Raw genomic sequence first — 23,380 nt, 5'->3', positions numbered from 1 at the left:
CATGATGAGCAATCCACCTACCGAACCGGATCGCAGCCGCGACTTGTCACAGCCCGTCGAACGCTTGAGCGCGGACGAACGTCTGAAGGCCGCGAGCGACCAGTTGCGCGGCACGATTGGCGCAAGCCTGGCCGACCCGCTGACGGGCGCCGTAGCCGATACCGACACGAAGCTGCTGAAATTCCATGGCATCTATCAACAGGACGACCGCGATCTGCGCGACGAGCGCCGGCGGCAAAAGCTGGAACCGGCGTTTCAGTTCATGATTCGCGTGCGGATGCCAGGCGGCGTCTGCACCCCCGCGCAATGGCTCAAACTCGACGAGCTCGCGCGCGCGAACGGCGGCGAGACATTGCGGCTGACGACGCGGCAAACGGTCCAATTCCATTGGGTGCTCAAACACGACCTGCGACCCGTCATCCAGGGCCTGCGCGAAGTGCAGCTCGATACGATCTCTGCCTGCGGCGACGACGCACGCGGCGTGATGTGTTCGATCAATCCGCATCTGTCGTCACTCCATGCCGCGGTCTATGACCTCGCACGCCGCGCCAGCGACCAGGCCATTCCACGCATGCACGCTTATCACGAGACCTGGTATGGCGAGACACGCATCGAGGGCCCGGAACCCGAGGAGCCGTTCTACGGCAAGACCTATATGCCGCGCAAGTTCAAGATCGGCTTCGCGGTTCCGCCCGTCAACGACATCGATGTCTACACACAGGACCTCGGATTCATCGCCATTGCCGAGCACGGCGAACTGAAGGGATTCAACGTCGCGATCGGCGGCGGAATGGGGCGCAGCGATCAATCGGCGGCGACCTATCCGCGGCTCGCCGACGTGATCGGCTTCGTCACGCCGGATCAGGTGCTGGCCACCTGCGAAGCCGTGATGAGCGTTCAGCGCGATTACGGCGACCGCAAGGAACGCGCGCACGCGCGCTTCAAGTACACGATCGACGATCTCGGTCTTGACTGGGTCAAAGCCGAGATCGAACGGCGGCTGGGCTTCGCGCTCGGAGATGCGCACCGGTTTGCCTTTACGACGAACGGCGACGCACTGGGCTGGCAGACCGGCGACGACGGCGCGCATCACCTGACGCTGTTCATCGAGAACGGCCGCCTGAGCCACGGGCCGGACCATGCGCTGCTCGACGGTCTGCGTGCAATCGCACGCGTGCACGTCGGCACGTTTCGCCTGACGCCTAATCAGAACATCGTGATCGCTCAGGTACCCGACACGAACCGCGAGCAGATCGAGCGGCTCGCCGAAGAACACGGCCTGCTCGCTCACGTGCGTGACAGCGCGTTGCGCCTGAACTCGATGGCCTGCGTCGCGATGCCGACATGTGGACTGGCGATGGCCGAAAGCGAGCGCTACCTGCCGTCTCTCGTGACGAAGATCGAAGCCTTGCTCGAAAAGCATGGACTGACGGATGTCCCGATCACGATGCGCATGAGCGGTTGCCCGAACGGCTGCTCGCGGCCCTACATCGCAGAGATCGGACTGTCGGGACGGGCGCCTGGCAAGTACAACCTTTATCTGGGTGGCGGCTTTCACGGGGAAAGACTCAATCGCCTGTATCGCGAGAACGTCGGCGAACAGACGATCCTCGAGTCGCTCGACACGACGCTAGGCCATTTCGCCAGCGAACGTGTCGAGCACGAGCACTTCGGTGACTTCGTCATTCGCACAGGTTATGTCGACGCCGTGACCTCGGGCCGCGATTTCAACCGTTGATCCGGCGTATTGCACGGTCTGCATCGACGATGTCGCTTTACTTGCGGTCCATGAAGGAGAACTGGATGTTCGAGCATGTGGGGCGCCAAAACCTGGCCGAATACTTCGCACACGTAGAAGGACTGCTCGCCGAAGATGGCGTGCTGATGAATCACGGCATCACATCGACCAATGCGGAAAGCGGCGAGACGCCTTACGGCGGCGGCGTCTTTATCGATAAGTAAGACATTCCGGATCTGGCCTCAGGAACGAAGAATGCTGCGATCCTATGGATTCAACCCCTGGAGGGCACAATCATGTCCCATCGACTGAAAACAGGTGATCGCGTCACGTGGAACACCCCGCAAGGCGTGACGACAGGCACGGTCGTCCGCAGGATCATCAGGGATACGGAACTGGACGGTCAGGTTGTCAGCGCGTCGAAGGACGACCCCCGTTACGAGGTCGAAAGCGAGAAGAGCGGCCAGCACGCGGTGCATCGCGCGGACAGTCTGGAGAAGGTGCACAAGCACTGATCTGCGTGGGATCGGCAACGACGCTATTGCACGGGTCTGCGTCGTTGCAAGGCAGTCCATCAAGACCCGCAGGGCATGATTGGGCCGGCAGGGCGCCGGCCCGCCATGCCTGCTAGACGACCTTCTTCGCCTCGTCGCGCCAGTAGTGTTGCTGTTTCCAACCAAGAAGGCGCTTGAGCTTTTCGTTGCTGAGCAGGGTTTCGAACTCGCCGAACTGCTTCCTGAGCGGCACGCCCGGGTAGTAGCGCCGGAGCAGTTCCGCCGTGGGTACGTCGGACGATACGTCGTCGGCCGCGACGTTCATCACCTGAAAGCCGAGGCCGTCCTTTTCGATAGCGAGCCGGCACGCGCTCGCGAGATCGCGGCCGTCGATATAGCTCCACGCAATCCTCTTGCGCAGTGCCGGATCTTTGAGCCACTGCGGAAACTTCGCGTAGTCGCTGGGTTCGAGCACGTTGCCGATCCGAAAGCAGTAAATGTCGGAGCCGGTGCGTGCGTGAAACGCTTTCGCCGTCACTTCGTTGATCACCTTCGACGTCGCGTAGCTGTCCATCGGGTCCACCGGATATTCCTCGTCGAGCGGGAAGTATTCAGGACTGCGGTCGCGGTGCGCGAACACGATGCCGTAGGTCGTTTCGCTCGATGCCACGATCACCTTGCGAATGCCAAGCTTCGACGCTGCATCGAGAATGTTGTACGTGCCCATCACGTTGATCCGGTACACCTCGTTGTCGGGCGTGATCATGATGCGAGGGATCGCCGCGAAATGCACGATTGCGTCGATCGGCTTTGGTTCGAGGTCGTTAGCGAATTCTCCCGGCGCCGTGCTCGATGCAAGCGCATTGAATACCTGGCCCGCATCGGTGATGTCCGTAATCAACGTGCGCGCCGTGCGCGCGGCCATCGGCACGCGATCGACATTCATCACCTCGTAGCCGTGCTCGACCAGGTCCTCGACGACCCATTTTCCGGCCAGGCCGCTGCCGCCGGTCACAATCACTCGCTTCGTCATGTGCTCCTCTTCTCCTGTTGTGCTTCTTGTGTGGGCGGCACTGCGCGTCGCTGATGCGGCAGTACCGGTCTCTGCTCAATGCGTTCGGCTGAAGACGACGTTCAGGCGTTGATCCAGGCCCGCGCCTGTTCCAGTTCGTTGACGCGAAACGCCTTGATTTCAGCCTTTGTAAAGAACCGCGCCAAATGCATCGACGCGTGAATCCAGCCCGCGTCGGCCACCACGGCGGCGCGCGTGACCTTGCGGGCGACGGCGACGCCGAGCGTCAGGTCGGTCCACAGCGCCTTCGGTTCGATGCCGCTGAAATGCTCGATGCGTTCGAGTACGCGGCTCTTACCGTTCAGCTCGAGATCACCACGCATGCGCTCGATGGCTTCGCGCAGTTCGTGGTCGGTGATTTTGCCTTCGACGGATATTTCGATGACCGGTGAACCGGGCACGGTGTGATACGCGATCATGGCAGGACCTCTGGCGAGGGAGACGTTACACGCGCAGGCACGGATCAGCCTGGCGTCGGATGGTGTGCTCATGGTACCCCTTTCCACTCGCTCGGTTAGCTTGCGAGCGCATTGCAGAAGGTGGGAGGGCGGCACATCAGCACAGGCCATCCGACACATGATCGCCCCTCTAGAGCGCCATCCAGAAAGATGCCGCGCAAAATGCGATCATCAGCCAGCTCGCGCGGTCCTTCGCGGCAAACAGCACTGGATCGTCGTGCATCTGTCCGCGATGGGCGATCAGCCAGATGCGGCTGACCCAGTACAGCAGGATCGCGCACACCGGCCAGATCATCGGCGGGTGACGATAAAGCAGCGCGGTATTACGGTCCTGGATATAGAGTGCGAGCACCAGCACCGCGAGATAGCCGGATGCGGCGCCGAGCGATGAGATCAGCGCCAGGTCGTCGGACTGGTAGCCGCGCCCGCGCGTCTTCGTCAGCCCGCGCGCCTGCAATGCGTGCAGTTCCGCATAACGCTTGATCAAGGCGAGGCTCAGGAACATGACCATCGAAAACGCGAGCAGCCAGAAGCTCAGAGGTGCCCCGATCGCGGCCGCACCGGCCACGATGCGCGCGGTGTAAAGCGCGGCAAGCACCACCACGTCGACCATCACCAGCCGCTTCAGGTAGAGCGAGTAAGCGAGCGTGAGCGCGTAGTAGGCGAGCAGTGCGAGCCCGAAGCGCAGCGGCAGGCAGCCGAATGCGAGTAGCGCGCCGCCTGCAAGCAATACCGGACACAACGCGACGCCCCAGCGAAGCGGTAACGCACCGGATGCGAGCGGCCGATTGCGCTTGGAAGGATGATGGCGGTCGTCCTCGAGATCGATCAGATCGTTGAGCAGATAGACGCTCGACGCACACAGCCCGAAGGCGACGAATGCGAGCCCCGCCGCGAGCGTTGTCGCCGGCTGACCGAAGTGGTGCGCGGTGAGCAGCGGCACGAAAATCAACAGATTCTTGAGCCACTGGTGCAGGCGCAGCGCTCTACTCAGCACCTTCAGGCGCCCCCGCCGGGTCTCGATCACGCGATCGACATTGCCCTGCGCGAGCGCCACGCGCTCGACGCCGCGCCCGGGGTTCACCACCCACGCTCGCGCGGCGCTGGCCCAGACCGGCACGTCGTCGCGTGAATTGCCCGCGTAGTCGAAACCGCGCTCCCCGAAGGCGGCGATCAGGCGGTCACGCTTGCGCGTTGCGGACAGGTTGACCTCGCCGTCGGTTGCATGGACCTCGTCGAAGCAGCCCAGATGATCCGCGATAGCCTGCGCATAGCGCTGGTGAGTGGCGGTCGCGAGCACGAGCGCACGGCCGGCCGCACGCTCGGCCGCCAACTGCGCGAGCAGGGACGCGTCATACGGCAATCCGGTGACATCGAGATTCGTGGCGGCCGCGAGCCGCGCCTTCAGGCCCGCTTTGCCGCCACGCAGCAGCCAGACCAGCAGTTGCCAGCAACGCAGCGGCGAAGTCTTCAGAAACGCCCACACGCACTCGATCAGAACGTCGGAGCGCAACAGCGTGCCATCGAGATCGACGACGAGCGGCCGGCCGCGGTCCGGCGTGATCGGCGCGTGGCTCACGACTGCGGCACGATCACGAACAGTTGGTAGGGACGCGCGGGCAACTCCCGTCCCCATGCGGTCTTGCCCACCTCGAACGCAACCGGTGCTGCATGACTTAGCGACGATGCCGTCGTGATGCAGTCCGAGTCGTCGCCACGGCACACGATCAGCGCGCCCTGGCGCGCGAAATCGGCGGGTGTAAACCAGGGCGTTGCGGCCGGCCAGTGGAGATCCCAGAAGCGGGCGCCGCCGCCGTCATAGAACACCATCGAAGCGGCTTCATGCGTCGAGCCCCCCACGATCGACAGCGGCCGGCGGGTGTGTTCGTGCCACACCGCCTGCGCCGCTGCCGCGAGTTCCGCGCGCGGCTCGGCCGCGTCGTCGGTATTGCGCCGCGCCCCCATGTAGCCGACCACTGCCGACACCACCAGCACCAGCGCCCAGTACACCGCCATGGCGCGTATGGCACGCTGCGGCGCGAACTCGACGCGGGCTTGCGTGAGCACGGCAAGCCAGAGCGGCACGATCGCGAACCATTGCGCCATGCCCCAGACCGAGGCCATCTGCGTCTTGCCGATCACCGACAGCACGCCCACGGCGAACAGCGGCCCCAGCGCGAGCCACCACAGATCCGGGTGCGACCCGCGCCGAACCACGCTCAGCACCATCAGCCGCGCGGCCCCGCGCGTGCGCACCATCAACAGCACGAAAATGAAGCTGAGCGCGAGATAGCCGATCTGCGCGAGCGTGTAGATGCCAAAGCGCCCGACCGCGGCGACCAGCGTGCCGCCGGTGCGTTGCGCGGCGTACTCCAGCGTCGGGAAATGATTGACCATCATCCAGTGCACGTGCGGGGCCAGCACGGCGACACCCGCCGCCACCGCGAGCAGCGAATCGACGCTGACGAGGCGCGCACGCCATGCGGGACGCGCGAGCAATGCCAGCAACAGCCCGAGCAGCAGCACGACCGTGAAGTACTTGCCCAGCACGGCAAGCGCCGCGCACGCCCCGAGACCGAGCGCCGCGCCGCCGCGCGCGAGGCGGCTGCCCGGCTGCACGTAGCGGACGAAAAAGTAGGCGGTCCACGGCCAGACCGACAACAGGATCGAGTTCGGATTGAACTTGATGGCGAGATTCGAGTAAAGCGGCGATACCGCCATCGCAAGCCCGGCGAAGATCGCGATCTGGCGCGGTACGAAGCGCCCGGCGAGCGCGACGATCCCGACGAGGCCGACCAGCACGTTCACCGCCGACAGCGCGAAATACGCGAGATCGGTATGCGGGAACACGCTGAACCAGGCCGCTGCGACCCACGACGAAAGCGGCGGGTGCTTCGCGTAACCGGCCTGCCACTCGAGGCCCCAGACATAGGTCTCGACCATGTCGCCCTGGATGTCCAGGTTGCCGCGCGCGAGCCAGGCGGCCAGGGTCCAGACGAGTGCGTGGAAGGGGAGCAGCCAACCGAGTGATGCGATGCCTGCGGCGGCAGGTTTGTCGGAGGCCGAGGCGAGCGACGTAGGATTCGAAAGCTGGGTCGACATTGAGCGTTTTGATCTGTGTGCCGCCGTACCGGGCGGCGTTTTTAGCCCGGCATTGTAATATGAGCTTATGTAGGAAGTCGGCGAACCTGACAGACCACCCGGCAACCCCTGGCGCCGATCAAACTAAAAAGGCTTGATGGAGGAACGACGTTGGCGGCGAAAATTGACGCGTGAAGTCGGCAAGACCTGCCGGTTCTTGGGGCGGGGAGGGCTGTCAATCCTGAGATCAACCCTTACTGCGGCTTGGTCAAATCCTGCCCAATTGCTGCGACAACCGCCTGTTCGCAATCCTTGAGGCCTGTCACCGACTGATCGAACTGGTCGGTCAGCGTGCCGAAGCTGCCATAACGATATTTGGCGTCTGCTTCGATATGAACCGAATTGGCCTTGATGTCCCAGCCGCAAGCGAATGTCTTAAAGTACATGTCCTGCTTCGACTTCGAATCGAGCAGGCGCGCACGGATAACGACCCATGGAATGAAGTCGCTTGTATCCGGTGGGGATGCATAGCCAAACGAAGTAATCCACACGTTCAAGATGGCATCCGCGTCGGTCTTGACGTCTGAGAAGTCGTCGGACTTGCCATCGCTTGCGAGCTTGACGCTCTGGCCGTGCAACGCAACGACCTGATACCCGGCGTTGGAGAGTCTCGCTGTAAGGCCATCGTCAACAACAGGGGCGAAAACGATTTTTTCGCTCGCCACACGCTGCGTGTACGTACTCGTATGATTGGCGTTGACCCCGGCTTGCACCAATCCACCAATCAATCCAAATGCTCCGGCAGCGCCGCCGAAGTTGACCACGCTCTCTCCGCGCGGTTCCTTGACGTCCAGCATGCCGATCGTATGTAGCTTTTGCCGATTGCTGGCGGCAAGGTCGGTTTTCGGAAGCGAAGCACAACCCGTGAGCAGTGCTGTAACGACAAAACCCGCGGCGAGCACGGACTTTGAAAGTGCTTTGGTCTTCATGATTCTTTATTTGTGGATTGAGAGCGTCGACGCGCAACAGCCCAGCGCCTTTGAATAATGGCCATCCCGTGCAATCAGGGACCAGCAAGCCATTTATCGGCATCACTGGTATGAACTTTAGAATTGCAACGGCGCCAAACCAGCCTTTTGATCCACGAAGACCTCGAACACCGTTAATCGCGACAACTCATCAACAATTTGGGCCGATTGCTGTCATTTGTGCCGCGAATATATATGTTGAAGTACGCCATACGTGCCGTATGTCGGCCTGAACGAGAAATCGGTTCGATATTCACCGTCGACTTTCTCCGCACTGATAAAGCATCAACGTGAGAACTCCGGAATACCTACCAGCTCACGAGTGCGAATAGAAACGCGGCAGAAGTGGACGTCGAAGTCCGAAGCCGAGGCGATCGTTACATGTTCCGCGAATCGGCAATTTCCAGACGCTTCAGGACCTGATTGGCATCTGTGCCAAGGGCCGGCCGAAGCCTTCCGTCGTCATGACCATGCTCAAGATCCATCCATGGATCTTCTATTGCTTCGTCAGACGCTTGAATCGCGACTCATCCAGCCGAATTCGTGGACGGGCCCATCGGCGGCGGGCCTCCTGGAAGGCAGGAGACCAGGGAACCGAACTGGGCCGGTGACCGTCGTCCTTGCGCGCCGGCATCCGCACGAGAACTCCGGGAGACTAGCGATGAATTGCTCCATTCGTGCGAGGCTTATCCAGTTTGCCTGGATCGTCATTCTGGCCGCGCCCTGTGTAGCATGGGCGCAATCGCAAACAATCGATACGGTCGCCGGCACGGGGCGCAAGGGTACGCTGGCGACGGAGGGCCGGCTGCGTCAGCGCTGCTCGCGCCTGAGGGCCTCTGTCTCGACCACGACGGCAACCTGTTTGTGGCCGAACCGGTGAACCACGTTGTCCGGCGTATCGATCGCGCGACAGGGATCATCACCACCTACGCGGGCACCGGTCAAACCGTCTACAACGGTGAAGGACTGGAGGCAACGGCGACAAATCTCGGCTATCCGACAGGCGTCGCCGTCGGACCCGACGACGATGTGTACGTTGCCGACTACGGGGCCACCAGCCGGATCTGGCGTATGGATCATCACACACTGACGATGCACACGGTTGTCGGCGGAAGCGAACGCGGGTTTTCCGGGGACGGAGGGCCGGCAAGTGCTGCGTTGATCAACGCGACGGACATCGCCTTCGACCGCTATGGAAACCTCTTCATCAGCGATTCTGGCAACGAGCGCATTCGCCGCGTCGACCGTCGCACCGGGATCATCACGACGGTGGTGGGCAACGGCACCCACGGAGCAGGTCCGGCCAGCGGCCCCGCGGCCGCAGCCGGCTTCCTCTACTTCATCACTATCGCGTTTGACCGTCGCAATAGCATGTTCTTTGCCGACTCTGTTCTGAGCACCGTTCGCGAACTTGACAGACAGGGCCGCACATTTACGACGGTGGCAGGTGTCTATCCCGGCACGACAGGGGTTGCTTTCGAGGCGGGCTACAACGGCGATGGCCAGCCTGCGACGCAGGCGCTGCTCAACTATCCGTCGCATATTGCGACCGATTGCGCAGGCAATCTCACCATCAGCGATAGCGCTAATTACCGCGTGCGGCAGGTTGACCGGCAGACAGGGGTCATTGAGACTATCGCCGGCACAGGTGCGGCGGGCTATTCGGGTGACGGAGGTCTCGCCATTCAGGCCATGCTGATGCAGCCACGGGGCCTCGCGTTCGCGCGTGACGGTGCGCTGTATGTTGCCGATGGGTTCCGGATTCGCAGAATTTCCGGGCTCCCGGGCCACCACCGCTGGGATTGCCGCGACGACCGTCGTTACGGTCTTCACCGCGACGACGGTGACGCTGACGACGACCATTGAGGCCTCGTGAGCGCGCCCAGTCTCATCGACAGAACTGCAAGATGGAATCGGCAACCTCCTGAGGCGCTTCGCGCTGCGGGAAGTGGCCTACACCATCGAGAACCTTCCGCTGATAGCGCCCAAGGAAGTAAGACTCCCGTCCGCTCGAACTATCGGGATGGTTGCAGGTGTCCGCACCGCCGTGCAGCACCAGCGTTGCGACCGATAGCGCCGGTGCGGGATTCAGACGCGCTTCATCGTCGGCATAGGCGGGGTCGCCGTCGACGAAGCCCCAACGGTGGCGGTAGGAATGGAGCACGATTTCGGCCCAGTCGTCGCCCGCGAATGCCTGCGCCGCTTCGTCGAAGTCGGCCGGCGCATACCAGCCGGCCGGCGCCCAGCTATCCCACATCTGCCGAGCGAAGGCCTCGCGGTCGTCCCGTACCACGCGTGCGCCGCGCGGCGTGGCCATAAACCAGTGGTACCAATAATTGCGCACCTGCTGCAGGGTCAGTATCTGGTCCGGGGCATTGGTGCCGTATCCCACCGATAGCATGACCAGATGTGAAGCCACGCCGTCTCGCAGGCCGCACGCATTCGCGACCGCGCGTGCGCCCCAATCATGTCCGACCAGGATCGGCCGCTCGACTTCCAACACGTCGATGAAATCCAGAAGATCGCGGCCCAGCGCGGACAACTGGCCGCTGCGAGGCGTGCTCGCATCGAGAAACCGTGTGGGCGCGAAGCCCCGCAGCGCGGGTGCGAGCACGCGATAACCCGAATCGGCCAGAATGCGCGCGACGCTCTTCCAGCACTGCGGGCTGTCCGGCCAGCCATGCAGCAGCACCGCTGTTCGCGCGCCCTGCGGGTTCCATTCGAGATAGGCAATGTCGAGCCGCCCGGTATCGGCGTGGCGGTAGGTGTTCATGGTTTTCCTCGTGCAAACAGGGAAGTACCACGATAGCTCGACGTCTCGTTGCGATTGGTGAATAATCACGATCTATTGATGATCGTTCGTGTTGAATAACTTAATCGAATTTGATGGACATACTGCCCACTGCCGATGGTGTTCCGCTCGATACCGTCCTGCTCCGCACTTTTCTCGAAGTCGTGGACAGCGGCAGCTTTGCCACGGCCGCCGAGCGTCTGGCGCTGACTCCTTCGGCCGTGAGCGGCCATATCAAGCGTCTGGAACAAATGGTCGGCGTCGATCTGCTGACACGCACGACTCGTCACCTGTCGTTGACGCAGGGCGGCGACACCCTGTATGCGTACGGCCGCAACATTCTCGATCTGGAACGCGAGGCCCGCGCGAAACTACGCGGCGCGCCGCTGCGTGGGTTACTGCGCGTCGGTGCATCGGAAGATTTTGCGGGCGCCTGGCTACCCCAAGTGCTACAGCGTTTTCGACAGCGACATCCCGAGGCGACGATCGACCTGAAAGTCGGCATCACAGCCGATCTGTTGCGCCAACAAGAGCGCGGTCGTCTGGATCTGGTGTTCGGCAAGCAATGCAGCCGCGTCGGAAAGGGCGGTGAATTGCTGTGGGAAGAGCCGCTAGTCTGGGCCTACGCGGAGAATGAACCGCTGGATCTCGACCGGCCGCTGCCGCTGGCCGTCTTTCCCGATCCCTGCATCTATCGAGAATCGGCGATCACGGCGCTCAACAAGGCAGGGCACGCGTGGCGCGTCGTGTTCGAGAGCAGCAGCATGGCGGGCTGCCTGTCGGCGGCGCGTGCGGGTTTTGCTGTCACAGTCGTTGCCGATAGTCAGCGAGTCGAAGGTTTGCGGCTCGTGGGTCGCAACGAAGGATTGCCCGCGTTGCCGGTTGTTCGTTTCTACGCGTTTCCTCGCTCCGACTCGCCCGCGTGCGCGGATTTGATAGCTGCTGCACGCCGCGCAGGCCAGCAAGGTCGCTTTAGTCCACGCGCACTTCGCGGGTGACGGGTCCGTCGTTCGCATGGGATGCCGCCGGCGCAGGACGGCGCGGCGATCCGCGCTCGCTGCGCCTTGAACACGTGGGTCCGTTGCCGTTACCCTATGTGCTGCTGTGGCCCGAGACAGGTCTCTCCATGCGCGCCGACCATGCTTTGCCTACGCAAACTGGCATGCCCGTTTTCCAGACGTCGGGCCATATCGCGTCATTCGGCAACGACGCAATTGCATTGCGCTGGACGCACGAGAACGAGCGTCTCGCCGGTTTCTCGCTGATCGATTGCGAGCGCAAACGCACGCTGCTGATCGTCGCGCCGTTCACACTCACGCTTGCTGACGGAACCACCACGGACCTGTCCGGGCTGAGGGTCGTTGCGCCCGTGAGCGACGTTGCGCTCGAACCCAACCCCGATGCGTCCCGCCTCGGCGAACGAATCGCAGGGCGCCGCGCGAGCGTCTCGCTGGTCGATACTGATGGACGCCTCAAGGTGCAATGGAGCGTCGAGCAACGCGAAGGGTCACGATATCTGCGCGTCCAACTGGCGGTTACGGCGCTTCTTCAGGATGAAGCGATCACCGCCGTGTCATTGCTGCAGACGCGCGCTGCTGGCGCCAAGGCCAGTAGTGAGCGGAAGGGCACGCCGGTCATTGCGGGCAACTTCTATCTGGGCTTCGAGCATCCGCTGGCGACGAGTCAAATAGATGGCGACAGCCTCGGCTTTACGCTGCATCGGGCGTTGCCGCTGCCGAAAAACAGGACACTGGTCTACTCCGCTGTGGCAGGTGTAGCCTGCGACGGCCAGATTCGGCGCGACTTCGGCATCTATCTGGAGCGGGAACGCGCTCGTCCGTATCGCCCGTTTCTGCACTACAACAGCTGGGGCGATATCGGCTACCTGACGCCATATACGCAGGAACAGGCACTCGAACGCATCGACACGATCGGCCGCGAGTTGCACACGGCGCGCGGGGTGCAAATCGATTCGCTTCTGTTCGACGATGGCTGGGACGACCTTGGCGGCGGCTGGCAATTCAGCAACGCATTTCCACATGGCTTCGTTCCGCTGCGCGACGCTGCCGCGCGATTCGGCGCCGCTCCCGGCATATGGCTATCGCCGTGGGGCGGCTACGGTACGCCGAAACAGGAACGCGTAGCGCGAGGACGGGCCGCTGGTTACGAGGTCATCGACAACGGTCTCGCATTATCGGGGCCGGCGTATTACCGGCGCTTTCATCAAGTCGTGATGGACTTGCTCGGCAAGGGCGGCGTCAATCAATTCAAGTTCGACGGCACAGGCAATGCCGACAGGGTGTTTCCCGGCAGCCTGTTCGATAGCGATTGGGACGCGGCGATTCAACTGATCGGGGACATCCGCGCGGCCAAACCCGAAACCTTCATCAATCTCTCGACAGGCACGCATCCGTCGCCTTTCTGGCTGCTCCATGTCGATTCCATCTGGCGCGGCGGCAGCGACGATGGCCTCGCGGGCAGCGGCACGAACCGCGAGCGCTGGATCACTTACCGCGACACGCAGACGTATCACAACGTCGTGGAGCGCAGTCCGCTCTTTCCGCTCAGTTCGCTGATGCTGCACGGCATCCTGTACGCGCAGTGCAATCCACGGCTCAATACGTCGGCGGGCGACGCATTCGCCCACGAAGTATGGTCGTACTTCGGGACCGGCACGCAGTTGCAGGAGTTGTACATCACGCCGGCGCTGCTGGGCCAGCACGACTGGGATGTGCTTGCGCGCGCCGCGCTATGGGCGCGCGAAAACGGCGACATTCTGCGCGACAGCCATTGGATTGGCGGGGCGCCGGACGAACGGGCGGCGTACGGTTGGGCCGCGTGGGCGTCGCACAAGGCGATCGTGACGCTGCGCAATCCTGCCAGTCGCACGCAACGCTTCACACTCGACCTGCGGCGCCAACTGGAGTTGCCGGATGGGGCGGTGGCACGATTCGAATTGCGCAGCGTTGGGCATGCAGGGGCTTCCGGTATTCCCGCTCGACTGGACGCCGATGTGCCGCGAGCAGTGCACCTTGCGCCGTTCGAAGTACTCACGCTCGAACTGCTGCCGGTTGCCGCCGCGAAGCGGTGAAGGGCAGGAGGCGTACGCGCTAGTACAGCCTGTCGGCCACGGGAATCGGCTTTGCCTCGATCTGATGAAGGTCGAAGACCAGCACCTCGTTGTTACCTTGCGCGAGCCACGGCGCGGGGCAGTACAGACGCCTTTGCGGGCCGATGTTCCAGTAGCGTCCGAGGTTGTGTCCGTTGACCCAGACGATACCCTTGGTCCAGTTGCTCATGTCGAGCCACGTGTCGCCGACTTCGGTCAGCAGCACATTCGCCTTGAAAAAAAGACCGGGTTTGCGCGGGTTCGTGCAGTCTTCGTTGAGGGCGGCGATGAATGCTTCATCCATCGGCAGCAGGTAGACGTCCCATTCATCGAGCAACGAGACTGAGCCGTCTGCGTGTTTCATCGTGACCGGATCGAGCAGACCTTTGCGGTCAATGAGCGCGGGTCCGAAGTTGACGCGCCCCATGGCCTCGACGAGTATCTCCAGCGCTACCGGGCCGTCCGTGTTCGCCCCTTGATTCCGCCGCGCCGGAGGCAGGACAAGTGGCGCGCGATGCATCATGTGGAGCGACTGCGCGTACTTCCGCGGCAGTTGCGCTCTCGATACGCCGCCCGCGTACTGTTCCCCAAGGAAAACGGTCGCATAGTCGTGAACGCCGCTGATATCCAGCACACCGTTCGCGTGCGCCGGTAATGGCGTGCGATACAGCACGAAGCCAAACGCCTGACCGTAGTGTTCAAACGACTTCGGACCGACGCCATGCTCGCGCGGCAGTGCTGCGGGCAGGTTGTCCCAGATCGACGCGTACAGCGTTGGCATCAAGGCCCCAACGCCTGTGCAGTCAAGCGTGGCGATGGCATCGGGTATGGCTGGCAACGATTCGGGCAGATAGCTGGCGATCAGGTTTCGATACTTGAGGTACTTCGGTGTCGCCATGCCTTGCTCGTTGATCGGCGCGGAATAGTCGTAGCTCGTGATGTCGGGCTGATAGTTGCCTGCATCGTCGACGTTCGCGCCGGCAAAAAAGCCAAAGCTCGTGCCGCCGTGAATCACATACAGGTTGAACGACAGTCGTGCCTGCATGAACGTGTCCAAGGTGCCGGAGAGATCGTAGTCCACGCCCGCGAAGCCCGCTTCGCCCCAATGCGTGAGCCACCCCGGGTACACCTCGCCAGCCATCGCGGGCACCGAGGGGAATCTGCGGCGCACCGTTGCGATTTGCGCTGCGTTGCCATTGCTCAGCGCGATCGCGCCGCCCGTCACCGTGGTGTGGTTGCGTTCGAGTTGCGCGAGACCGTCTTCGGTGTAGAACGGCCCGCTTATGCCTCCTCTGAGCCAAAGCTGCCTGAGCTCTTCGAGGTAAGACGGATTGCTCGCATACGAACCGAATTCGTTCTCGATCTGGATCATCAGGATCGGTCCGCCGTGCTCGCTCATCAATGGCTTGATACGCGGAACCAGTTCGTCGATATAGCGGGCCACCGCCGCCATGTAGCGAGGATCGGTGGCCGAGTCGGTCCGCAACTGGATGTCCGGATCGCGCAACAGCCAGCAAGGCAGGCCGCCCAGATCCCACTCTGCGCAAACATAAGGCCCGGGGCGCAACAGCACCCACATCTGCTCGGATTGGCATAGGCGGATGAAGGCCTCGATATCGCGGTTACCGCTGCCGAAGTCGAACACGCCTCTGTGCATCTCGTGGTAATTCCACATGACGTACAACGCGATGCAGTTCATCCCCATCGCCCTCGCCATGCGGATTCGGTGTTGCCAGTACTCGCGCGGGATGCGCGCTGGATGCATCTCGCCGCTGCGAATCTGGAATGGCATGCCGTCGAGCAGGAAATGTTCGCCGTCGGGGCTAAAGGAGAAGGTGTGGCCGCGTTCGAGGTTCACGATGGGCGTCGTCAAGTTGGCGAATGTAGGCTACTTGTAAATCGGCGGCGCGCCTGCCTCGCACGGTAATGGCTCAACTGTATTCGATAGAATAAATACACGCGATGGCATTGCGGCGTTCCGGGCGAGGCGATGCGTCGCGCAACGCTGTAGCGGTAATTCTGTAGGCCGGATTGGAAATGAGTACGGGCAAGGTTTTGTCCGGCATCGCGATGGCCGCGCTGTCCACTGCATGCGCCGCTGCGGGTGCGGCCGGTGCGTGTGTGCCGTCGTTCTCCGAGGTCGCCGTCAAGGATGGACTCGAAGTGCGGACCCGCTGCGTTGTCTCCGCGCCCGCGCTCGCACGCGTGACGGAACGCCTGAACCGCGCCGTGAAGAGCGACGGGCTCTCCGCCGAGCAACGTGCCGCGCTGGCGGCAGCGGCCAACACGATGCTGCATGCTGTCTTCTCGCGGACAGATCAAGACGAAGCCACCAAGGACGCCGCACTCGCCAACTTCGAACCGATCCTCGAAAGCCTTGCATCGCAGATCAGGACGCGCTCCGACATCGACCTTATCGCCGAGGCTTCGGAATGGAGCGCGCGTTATCAAGAGCTGCTGCGCAGGTTGTCCATCACGCGCAGCACGGACTCCGCCGAACTGCAGGCCGCTGCCGCCGTCAGGCGTCTCGATCTGGACCACGCTTCTGCGCTGCTGATGCGGCTCATGGCCGAGGCACCCGGTACCGCCCAGCTAAGCGCCGTGCGCAACTACGAAGCGGCGAGCGTCGAACTGCTTCGCTTCATGCCATGGAACGCGCTGCCCTACCTGGAGCATGCCCATACGCTGCAACCCGACGACAGGGACATCGCCACCGCATTTGCCGACACGCTGCTCGTGCAGCACGAGCCCGAGCGCGCCGAGCCGGTGTATCGGGCGCTGCTGGTCCAGTATCGGGGGCTCGCGAAACAGCGGCCCGCCGCATGGCAGCCGTCCATCGCGCGTACGCTCGGCAAGCTCGGCAGTCTGTATGTGATGCGGCAGCAGCAGAAGGAAGCCGAAGCCGCATGGCTGCACGCGCTCGAAATGTACTGGGCGCTCGCGCGCGTGGACCCTTCGGCCTATGGTCCCGCAGTGGCGAACACCTTTGATAGTCTCGCAACGTTGTACCGCGACACGCAGCGTCTGCAGGATGCGGCAGACGCATGGCGCGAAGCTCTCGCCCTCGACCGTGCGCTGGCCCGACAGGACCCGGCAAAGTACCGACCGGCGGTCGCGATGACGCTCAACGACCTCGGCATTCTTTACAGTGCGACACAGCGCACGCACGACGCGGAACTCGCCTATCTCGAAGCGCTCAGCATCCAGCGCGCACTCGAACACGACAATCCCGCCGCCTGGCGTCCGGCGCTTGCGCGCACGCTGAATAACCTCGGGAACTTCTATAGCGCAAGCGAGCGCCTGCCGGAAGCGGAGCACGCCTACCGGCAGGCTCTAAAGGTCCGACAACAGCTCGCCCGCGAAAACCCCGCGATTTACGAGCCCGATCTGGCGCATACGCTGGGCAATCTGGGCGTGCTGTACCGTCTCCAAGGGCAGCCGGCCAAGGCGCTGCAGACGTACCGGGACGCGCTGCGGATCGTTCACGCGCTGTCGCGCGATGCGCCGGTCAAGTACCAGCCTGACGAGGCACGGATACTGAACAATCTTGGCGTGCTCTACAGCCGCACGGGCAGGCCGCGGGAAGCGGAAGACGCGTGGCGCCGAGCGCTGGATCTGTACCGCAAACTCGCACACGATGATCCGTTGACCTGGCGGCAGGATGAAGCACGCACGTTGCGGAATCTGGCCACGCTGCTCAGCCACACGCAACGTTCGGCGGAAGGCGACGCATTGGAACGCGAGGCCGACGAGCTTATCGATTCGACGCGGGCGCAATAGGTCCCGAGGCTCGCGGCCGGACCGCGAACGAGACGCAGCAGTGGGGAAACCGTCGCCTGTCGGCGCTTATCCGAATACGCCCCGGATCACGTCTTTCTCGAATTCGACTGTCCACGCGGTGCCGTGTCCGGTCTGGTACTCCCGTTCCCGCAGTGACGACGTGCGAACGACGGTGACACTCCCCCTAAGCGGGTAGACCTCGTCCACGATATCGGTCGCCCCGGTCTCCTGAAGGACGAAGTCGGACTCGGCGAGGTGGTGCCGACGCAGGACGGCGAGAAAATCAGCCCTTTCGTCGGGTGCGATCACTGACATTGGGCGCCTCCTTTGGGCTCAGTCTCGCCGAAAAACCCGTGATCGATCGAGACATAGCCGGCCCCTTATAAGGTACAAACCGTGCTTTCATTCTAGGCCTTTGCGCCACTTGTCACCCGAAGTTGCGGCGCCGCTCACCGATGCCGGCTGCACTCCGCTTGCGTCGGACTGATCCGCCGCTCATTTCCGCGCGCTCGGCTGGCGTGCGGTTTGCCAGTGCGTGAACTATTCTGAATAGATCGCAAGTGTTCATTCGTTTTCAGATATTCGACAGGAGGTGTGCCATGGCGATGTCGCCAACCTTGCAGGAGTGCCTGCGCAGCAAGGGTTCCCGCTACGAAGTCGTGCGTCATCCATACAGCCACTCGAGTATCGAAACGGCTGCCGCGGCGCACATTCCGGGTGACCGCCTTGCCAAGACCGTGCTCCTCGAAGACGAACACGGCTATGTGGCCGCCGTGCTGCCATCGACTTACGCCGTGCAGCTTTCCGAGTTCTGGAGCAAGACCGGGCGCCGGCTTGCTCTCGCCACGGAAGTCGAACTGCGCGAATTGTTCAAGGACTGCGATGCGGGAGCGGTGCCGCCGATTTGTATGGCGTATGGCATGAAAACTTACCTGGAATCGAGCCTGGCAGGCCAGCCCGACGTCTACTTCGAGGCGGGCGATCACGAAGAACTGATTCATATGGAAGCCGATCAGTTTCTCGCGCTGATGGGCGATGCGGAGCGCGCGCATTTCGCACGGCGGATGCGAGGGTTGGGCAGCGGCCGGGCCTGAGGCGGGGCCCGGGGGGCGTCGCCATCAGTCGCAAAGCAGCCCTACCATCGGAATCGCCGGAGTTCGTCCCGCGATCAGGTCGGCCGTGATTCGAGCCGACCCGTGTGACATCGTCCAGCCGATATGACCGTGACCGGTATTTAGATAAAGATTGCGGTACTTCTTGCGCCCAAAGAACGGCAAGTTCGTCGGCGTCATCGGCCTGAGCCCGGCCCACATTTCGGCGCGATCGTAGTTGGCGCCGGCCGGGTAGAGTTCCTGTGTCACGCTCTTCATAAACGCAAAATCAGAGGGCTTGTGGCTCGTGTCGTAGCCAGCAAACTCCGCCGTTGCGGTGACCCGGATACGGTCGCCGAAGCGCGAGATTGCGACCAGGTTGTGCTCGTCGACCGCTGCAATGGCGGGTGGCAAGGGCCGGCCCTCGATGGGAATCGTCAGCGAGTACCCCTTGATCGGATAGATCGGAAGATCGATGCCGATCTGTCGGGCGAGAACAGGACTATAGGGGCCGAGGGCGAGCACATACGCGTCGCCTTTTATAAGGCCTCGACTCGTTCTGGTGGCCACTATGTCCTGCCCGGCGGTTTCGAAACCGGCGATCGTGGTGTCCGTCAGAAGCGTACCGCCGCGCGCGACGATCTTTTTCGCAAGGGCGCGGGTGAACTTCGCAGGGTCTCCGGTCTCATCGGTCGGGCAGTAAATGGCGCCCGCTATCCGGTCTTTTGCCGAAGCTAGCGACGGGTCGAGTGCGACGACCTCATCGGGGCTGAGGACCCTGATGACTTGCCCATCCGATTCCAGCAGCTTCATGTGCTCGACGCCGCGGTCCTGCGATTCCCGGGTCCGATGGAGATACAGAATTCCGCGGTCGTTTCGATCGTATTCGATGGCCTCGTCGGCGATCACACCCTGTAGGACCCGTTGCGAGTACGCGGCAAGCCGATGCTTGAGCAGGGTATTGCGGCGTGCCTTCTCCGATGTGCATTCCATCAGGAATCGCCACGACCAGCTGTAAAGCCTCGGGTCCGCCGAGAACTTGAAGCGCAACGCCTGATCTTTCAGCACCAGCGATTTGAGCAGAATCATTGGCGCTTTCGGCGAGGACCAGACAAAGGAATGCCCGGGCGCGATCATGCCCGCGTTACCCCAGCTGGTTTCCGCCGCGACCAAGGGCTGTCGCTCGACGATGACGACCTCATGGCCATCTTTCTGCAACTGGTACGCGGTCGTCACACCGACGACCCCGCCACCGAGCACGATGATTTTCATAATGTCCTGAGATACAAGGGCGCTGCGGCGCTGTCACTTCCATTGCGGCTGATTCAGCACCATGCCGTGCTGCCCCTTGTAGGCAGCCACGGCCGGCGGCGTCCATCCGTCCAGCATCTGTGGCGCGAGTTGCCAGACCTCGATGCCGAGCGGCCGGCACACATCCAGCGGATCGCGGGCGTCCGGTCCCCACATCGGCACCGACAGATCGCCGCCCGGACAGGTCGACAGTGCGCACAGCAAGTCGATCTCCGCGAAGAATTCGAGGTAATCGCCTTTCTTTGCCGGACACGCCTTCATGAAGTATTTGTCGTCGAGATTCAGGCCGGTGCACTGGAACACGTTGAGCACGTCGTGAACGTCGTACTCGGTCAAGCCATACGGGGCGATGGCGCGCGTCAGGTTGGAGTGGCAGTGAAAATGAAAATCCTCGCCGGTCAGCATGCGGTTCACGTAGGGGTCGCAGCGCGTGCCGAGCAGATCGTGGACACGGCCGCCGTGCTCGTCGACGCCGTAGCCGGCGAGACTGTCATCGGTGATGGTCACCATCGGACGCAGGAATGGCAGCGTCGACCACAGACGGTCGAACGTGCTCACGTGCGCCTGCTGCAACTGGCGCGTGCGCGATGCCCACATGCGCTCGCGTGGATTGTGCCGGTTCCACATGTTCAGGTCGGCAACCTGCGGGCCTTCGAGCGTGACAATGCGAAACACGTGGCCGGCTGGCACGGTCCACGCTCGCCCCGAGCGGATCGGCACGACGATCGATTCGACCAGCGTGCGGGTGTCGTGCTGTGAGGCGATGCGCTGATAGAACGTCTTGTCGACGTCGAGCGCCGAGCCTTTGGTGGACTGATAGGCAGCAGGGTAATTCAGCATCATGCATTCTCCCTCGAATTCAGGCCTGAGCCTGTATTAAGACCTCCTCGCGCTGCCCGGTTGGCGGGTTACTCTGCCGCGATAGCACTGCCTCCCAGATAGGCAGCGCGGACCCGGCTATCCTGAGCCAGCTCGCGGGCGGACCCCGCGAGCGCAATGCGCCCACTTTCCAGCACGTAAGCCCGATGCGCGATTCGCAGCGCCTGGCGGGCGTTCTGCTCGACCAGAAGTATCGAAGTGCCTTCCCGGCAGATGTCGGCGACCATGCCGAAGATCGCGCGGACCAGCTTCGGCGCGAGTCCCATCGACGGTTCGTCCAGTACGACGATACGGGGGCGCAGCATCAGGGCTCGGGCAATCGCCAGCATCTGCTGTTCGCCGCCGCTGAGCGTGCCTGCGAGCTGGCTGCGTCGCTCGCCGAGCCGCGGAAAAGTCGCATAGAGCTGATCCCTTCGCTGTTGCAATGCCGCACTGTCGCTTCGGATCAGATAGCCGCCGAGATGCAGGTTTTCCTCCACCGTCAGCGCCCCGAAAATGCGCCGCCCCTCCGGCACATGACCGAGGCCCAGCGCCACGATCTGGTGTGCGCGCAATCCCGTCAGGCGCTGGCCATCCATCGTGATGTCGCCCGCGCGCGGACGGATCAATCCGGAAATCGCCCGCAGGGTGGTGGTTTTTCCCGCGCCGTTGCTGCCGAGCAGCGCGACGACCTCGCCCTGTGCGACGTCCAGCGAGATGCCGTGCAGCACTTCGACAGTCCCATAGCTGACACGTAGATCGCGGATTTCTAGGAGTCCCACAGCGATTTCTCCCCGGCGGTATCGTCGCTCGCCTCGTCCTTTTCGGCTGTGCCGAGATAGGCATCGATCACACGCGGGTCCGCCTGGATCGCGGCGGGCGGGCCCTCGGCGATGATGACGCCGTGATCCATCACGATGATCCGGTTCGACACGCCCATTACCAGCATCATGTCGTGCTCGATCAACAGCACCGTCACGCCGTGATCCCGGATTCGCCGGATCAGTTCCATCAGCGCGCGTTTCTCTGTCGGGTTCATGCCCGCCGCCGGCTCGTCGAGCAGCAGCAGGCGAGGGCTGCTGGCGAGCGCCCGGGCGATCTCCAGTCTGCGTTGGTCGCCGTAGGGCAGGTCGGCGGCGCGCTCGCCGGACCTGCCGGCAAGACCGACGAAGGCGAGCCAGCGCAGGCCCTCGGTGGAATGGTCGGCCGCCTCGGCACGCGCGGACGGCAACGCCAGAAGCTCGGCTGCGAGCGGTGTCCGAAGCCGATGATCCATGCCGGTCAGCACGTTTTCGAAGGCAGTCATATGGCCGAACAGGCGGATGCCCTGGAAGGTGCGCGCCATGCCTTGATGGACGATGCGATGAGGCGCGCCGCCGGCAAGCCGTTCCCCGCACCAGACGATCTGGCCGCCAGTCGGGCGGATCACGCCGGTCAGGCAGTTGAACACGGTCGTCTTGCCGGCGCCGTTCGGACCGATCAGGCTGACGATCTCGCCGCTGCGCACCGTGAAGCTGACACCGCCGACCGCCAGCACGCCGCCGAAGCGGCGCTGCATGTCGCGCACCTCCAGCAGGGTCTCATCGGTGACGGCGTGGCTGGGCACAGGAGCCCGATCGGCGTCAGCGCCCTTGCGCGCCGGCGCGACGCGGCGCAACGGCGCTGGCCACAAGCCCTGCGGCCTTAGCAGCATCAGGATCACGAGCCCGATCGCGAAAGCGAAGATGCGCCACAGGTTTAGAAAACGCAGTATCTCCGGCAGGCCGGCGACGATGATGGCGCCGAGGATCACGCCGGGAATGCTGCCGCGGCCGCCGAGCACGACGACGATCAAAATCGTGACGGACTGCAGATACGTGAAGCCGGTTGGATCGATGGTGCCGAAACGGGCGGCGAACAGGCTGCCGCCCAGGCCGCCGATCAACGCGCCCATCACATAGGCGAGCAGCTTGACGCGCAGCGTCGGCACGCCGACGGCCTCGGCAGCCGCCTCGTCCTCGCGGATGCTGGTCCAGGCGCGGCCCAGCCGTGACCGCCCGAGCCGGATCGCGAACACCAGCACCACCACGAGGAACGCCATGCCCAGTTCGTAGAGCGCTTGCGGCGAACTGATCTCGAAGCCGAACAGGCTCGGACTCGCGATGCCGAAGATGCCGTTCGGGCCGCCCGTGATGTCGAGATTGGTGGCGACGATACGCGTAATTTCGCCGAACCCCAGCGTGACGATCGCCAGGTAGTCGCTGCGCAGGCGCAGCGTGGGATAGCCGATGACGATGCCCGATACCGCGGCGAACGCCAGACTGAACGGCAGCGTTTCCCAGAACGAGAACTGCAGCAGGGTTTCCAGCAACGCTGTCGTGTACGCGCCGATCGCGAAGAAGGCCGCGTAGCCCAGATCGAGCAGGCCCGCATAACCGACCACGATGTTCAGCCCAAGACCCAGGATCGAATAGGTGACGATGGTCAGGCCGACATCGATGACATAGTTGCTGGCGACGGCGGGCAGCGCCACGGCGGCGGCCAGTAGCGCCGCGCCGACTGGCCTGGCCCAACGCGCGGAAGCCTGACG

General features: G+C 63.1%; 19 protein-coding genes and 1 pseudogene. 8 read left to right on the top strand and 12 right to left on the bottom strand.

The features are described from left to right. Positions 1–4: 4 nt before the first annotated feature. From GCT19_RS05325 to GCT19_RS05315, 3 genes and pseudogenes are all read left to right on the top strand, one after another. The gene (locus tag GCT19_RS05325; protein WP_152851242.1) at positions 5–1,738 is read left to right on the top strand and encodes an NADPH-dependent assimilatory sulfite reductase hemoprotein subunit; all 1,734 of its coding nucleotides are present in this window, start codon (positions 5–7) and stop codon (positions 1,736–1,738) included. A gap of 65 nt (positions 1,739–1,803) precedes the next feature. Next, positions 1,804–1,959, top strand: a pseudogene (locus GCT19_RS05320) (class I SAM-dependent methyltransferase); the annotation flags it as partial. A gap of 75 nt (positions 1,960–2,034) precedes the next feature. Continuing rightward, on the top strand, positions 2,035–2,253 hold the full coding sequence (locus GCT19_RS05315) for a hypervirulence associated TUDOR domain-containing protein (RefSeq protein WP_152851241.1): 219 nt from the start codon (positions 2,035–2,037) through the stop codon (positions 2,251–2,253). A gap of 112 nt (positions 2,254–2,365) precedes the next feature. Here the strand turns inward: GCT19_RS05315 and GCT19_RS05310 are convergent, their stop codons facing one another. The 5 genes from GCT19_RS05310 to GCT19_RS05290 form a co-directional block, all read right to left on the bottom strand. After that, positions 2,366–3,265 (bottom strand): NAD-dependent epimerase/dehydratase family protein, encoded by a 900-nt coding sequence (locus tag GCT19_RS05310; protein WP_018436225.1) that lies wholly within the window; start codon positions 3,263–3,265, stop codon positions 2,366–2,368. 101 nt (positions 3,266–3,366) lie between these two features. Then, positions 3,367–3,723: a SpoIIAA family protein gene (locus tag GCT19_RS05305; protein ID WP_018436226.1), complete on the bottom strand. Its 357-nt coding sequence runs from the start codon at positions 3,721–3,723 to the stop codon at positions 3,367–3,369. A gap of 169 nt (positions 3,724–3,892) precedes the next feature. Beyond that, positions 3,893–5,341, bottom strand: coding sequence for a UbiA family prenyltransferase (locus tag GCT19_RS05300; RefSeq protein ID WP_321576757.1), 1,449 nt, complete (start codon positions 5,339–5,341; stop codon positions 3,893–3,895). Further along, positions 5,338–6,864 carry a glycosyltransferase family 39 protein gene (locus GCT19_RS05295; RefSeq protein ID WP_152851239.1) on the bottom strand — a complete coding sequence of 509 codons (1,527 nt, stop codon included), beginning with the start codon at positions 6,862–6,864 and terminating at the stop codon, positions 5,338–5,340. The genes GCT19_RS05300 and GCT19_RS05295 overlap by 4 nt, the downstream gene beginning before the upstream one ends. A gap of 233 nt (positions 6,865–7,097) precedes the next feature. Then, positions 7,098–7,832 carry a hypothetical protein gene (locus GCT19_RS05290; protein ID WP_227749183.1) on the bottom strand — a complete coding sequence of 245 codons (735 nt, stop codon included), beginning with the start codon at positions 7,830–7,832 and terminating at the stop codon, positions 7,098–7,100. A gap of 771 nt (positions 7,833–8,603) precedes the next feature. Here GCT19_RS05290 and GCT19_RS05280 point away from each other — a divergent pair. Then, a complete protein-coding gene (locus GCT19_RS05280) occupies positions 8,604–9,737 on the top strand; it encodes an NHL domain-containing protein (RefSeq protein ID WP_152851238.1) in 1,134 nt (377 codons plus the stop codon). 22 nt (positions 9,738–9,759) lie between these two features. Here GCT19_RS05280 and GCT19_RS05275 read toward each other — a convergent pair whose 3' ends face one another. Beyond that, positions 9,760–10,644: an alpha/beta fold hydrolase gene (locus tag GCT19_RS05275; RefSeq protein ID WP_152851237.1), complete on the bottom strand. Its 885-nt coding sequence runs from the start codon at positions 10,642–10,644 to the stop codon at positions 9,760–9,762. 113 nt (positions 10,645–10,757) lie between these two features. On the opposite strand from GCT19_RS05275, the gene GCT19_RS05270 reads away from it, so the two are divergent. Further along, positions 10,758–11,660 carry a LysR substrate-binding domain-containing protein gene (locus tag GCT19_RS05270; protein WP_152851236.1) on the top strand — a complete coding sequence of 301 codons (903 nt, stop codon included), beginning with the start codon at positions 10,758–10,760 and terminating at the stop codon, positions 11,658–11,660. After that, positions 11,657–13,753 (top strand): enterotoxin, encoded by a 2,097-nt coding sequence (locus tag GCT19_RS05265; protein WP_321576756.1) that lies wholly within the window; start codon positions 11,657–11,659, stop codon positions 13,751–13,753. Before GCT19_RS05270 ends, GCT19_RS05265 begins: the two co-directional genes overlap by 4 nt. Positions 13,754–13,772: 19 nt before the next feature. Here GCT19_RS05265 and GCT19_RS05260 read toward each other — a convergent pair whose 3' ends face one another. Further along, positions 13,773–15,644 (bottom strand): beta-galactosidase, encoded by a 1,872-nt coding sequence (locus GCT19_RS05260; protein ID WP_152851235.1) that lies wholly within the window; start codon positions 15,642–15,644, stop codon positions 13,773–13,775. Positions 15,645–15,808: 164 nt separating this feature from the next. Between GCT19_RS05260 and GCT19_RS05255 the strand changes: the two genes are divergently transcribed. Continuing rightward, on the top strand, positions 15,809–17,551 hold the full coding sequence (locus tag GCT19_RS05255) for a tetratricopeptide repeat protein (RefSeq protein ID WP_152851234.1): 1,743 nt from the start codon (positions 15,809–15,811) through the stop codon (positions 17,549–17,551). 66 nt (positions 17,552–17,617) lie between these two features. Here GCT19_RS05255 and GCT19_RS05250 read toward each other — a convergent pair whose 3' ends face one another. Beyond that, complete coding sequence (locus GCT19_RS05250) at positions 17,618–17,866, bottom strand: hypothetical protein (protein ID WP_018436237.1); 249 nt, start codon at positions 17,864–17,866, stop codon at positions 17,618–17,620. 284 nt (positions 17,867–18,150) lie between these two features. On the opposite strand from GCT19_RS05250, the gene GCT19_RS05245 reads away from it, so the two are divergent. Further along, positions 18,151–18,645, top strand: coding sequence for an aminoacyl-tRNA deacylase (locus tag GCT19_RS05245; RefSeq protein WP_013093686.1), 495 nt, complete (start codon positions 18,151–18,153; stop codon positions 18,643–18,645). A gap of 24 nt (positions 18,646–18,669) precedes the next feature. On the opposite strand, the gene GCT19_RS05240 is transcribed toward GCT19_RS05245, so the two are convergent. The 4 genes from GCT19_RS05240 to GCT19_RS05225 form a co-directional block, all read right to left on the bottom strand. Then, positions 18,670–19,914 carry a D-amino acid dehydrogenase gene (locus GCT19_RS05240; RefSeq protein WP_152851233.1) on the bottom strand — a complete coding sequence of 415 codons (1,245 nt, stop codon included), beginning with the start codon at positions 19,912–19,914 and terminating at the stop codon, positions 18,670–18,672. Between the two features lie 33 nt (positions 19,915–19,947). Next, on the bottom strand, positions 19,948–20,793 hold the full coding sequence (locus tag GCT19_RS05235) for an urea carboxylase-associated family protein (protein WP_152851398.1): 846 nt from the start codon (positions 20,791–20,793) through the stop codon (positions 19,948–19,950). A 68-nt stretch (positions 20,794–20,861) separates the two neighbouring features. Further along, a complete protein-coding gene (locus GCT19_RS05230) occupies positions 20,862–21,593 on the bottom strand; it encodes an ABC transporter ATP-binding protein (protein ID WP_026228846.1) in 732 nt (243 codons plus the stop codon). Then, positions 21,581–23,323, bottom strand: coding sequence for a branched-chain amino acid ABC transporter ATP-binding protein/permease (locus GCT19_RS05225; protein ID WP_321576755.1), 1,743 nt, complete (start codon positions 23,321–23,323; stop codon positions 21,581–21,583). The genes GCT19_RS05230 and GCT19_RS05225 overlap by 13 nt, the downstream gene beginning before the upstream one ends. Positions 23,324–23,380: the final 57 nt, after the last annotated feature.

The sequence above is a fragment of the Paraburkholderia atlantica genome (assembly GCF_009362785.1).
Taxonomy (GTDB): Bacteria; Pseudomonadota; Gammaproteobacteria; order Burkholderiales; family Burkholderiaceae; genus Paraburkholderia; species Paraburkholderia atlantica.
The sequence above is the reverse complement of the archived record's forward strand: the minus strand, read 5'-3'. Positions and strand labels throughout refer to the sequence as shown.

Excerpts from the sequence above, each read along its gene's own strand:
- GCT19_RS05270 (WP_152851236.1), top strand. The coding sequence starts at position 10,758 with ATGGACATACTGCCCACTGCCGATGGTGTTCCGCTCGATACCGTCCTG.
- GCT19_RS05295 (WP_152851239.1), bottom strand. The coding sequence starts at position 6,864 with ATGTCGACCCAGCTTTCGAATCCTACGTCGCTCGCCTCGGCCTCCGAC.
- GCT19_RS05250 (WP_018436237.1), bottom strand. The coding sequence starts at position 17,866 with ATGTCAGTGATCGCACCCGACGAAAGGGCTGATTTTCTCGCCGTCCTG.
- GCT19_RS05240 (WP_152851233.1), bottom strand. The coding sequence starts at position 19,914 with ATGAAAATCATCGTGCTCGGTGGCGGGGTCGTCGGTGTGACGACCGCG.
- GCT19_RS05245 (WP_013093686.1), top strand. The coding sequence starts at position 18,151 with ATGGCGATGTCGCCAACCTTGCAGGAGTGCCTGCGCAGCAAGGGTTCC.
- GCT19_RS05235 (WP_152851398.1), bottom strand. The coding sequence starts at position 20,793 with ATGCTGAATTACCCTGCTGCCTATCAGTCCACCAAAGGCTCGGCGCTC.
- GCT19_RS05290 (WP_227749183.1), bottom strand. The coding sequence starts at position 7,832 with ATGAAGACCAAAGCACTTTCAAAGTCCGTGCTCGCCGCGGGTTTTGTC.
- GCT19_RS05280 (WP_152851238.1), top strand. The coding sequence starts at position 8,604 with ATGGGCGCAATCGCAAACAATCGATACGGTCGCCGGCACGGGGCGCAA.
- GCT19_RS05310 (WP_018436225.1), bottom strand. The coding sequence starts at position 3,265 with ATGACGAAGCGAGTGATTGTGACCGGCGGCAGCGGCCTGGCCGGAAAA.
- GCT19_RS05315 (WP_152851241.1), top strand. The coding sequence starts at position 2,035 with ATGTCCCATCGACTGAAAACAGGTGATCGCGTCACGTGGAACACCCCG.
- GCT19_RS05275 (WP_152851237.1), bottom strand. The coding sequence starts at position 10,644 with ATGAACACCTACCGCCACGCCGATACCGGGCGGCTCGACATTGCCTAT.
- GCT19_RS05325 (WP_152851242.1), top strand. The coding sequence starts at position 5 with ATGAGCAATCCACCTACCGAACCGGATCGCAGCCGCGACTTGTCACAG.
- GCT19_RS05305 (WP_018436226.1), bottom strand. The coding sequence starts at position 3,723 with ATGATCGCGTATCACACCGTGCCCGGTTCACCGGTCATCGAAATATCC.
- GCT19_RS05255 (WP_152851234.1), top strand. The coding sequence starts at position 15,809 with ATGAGTACGGGCAAGGTTTTGTCCGGCATCGCGATGGCCGCGCTGTCC.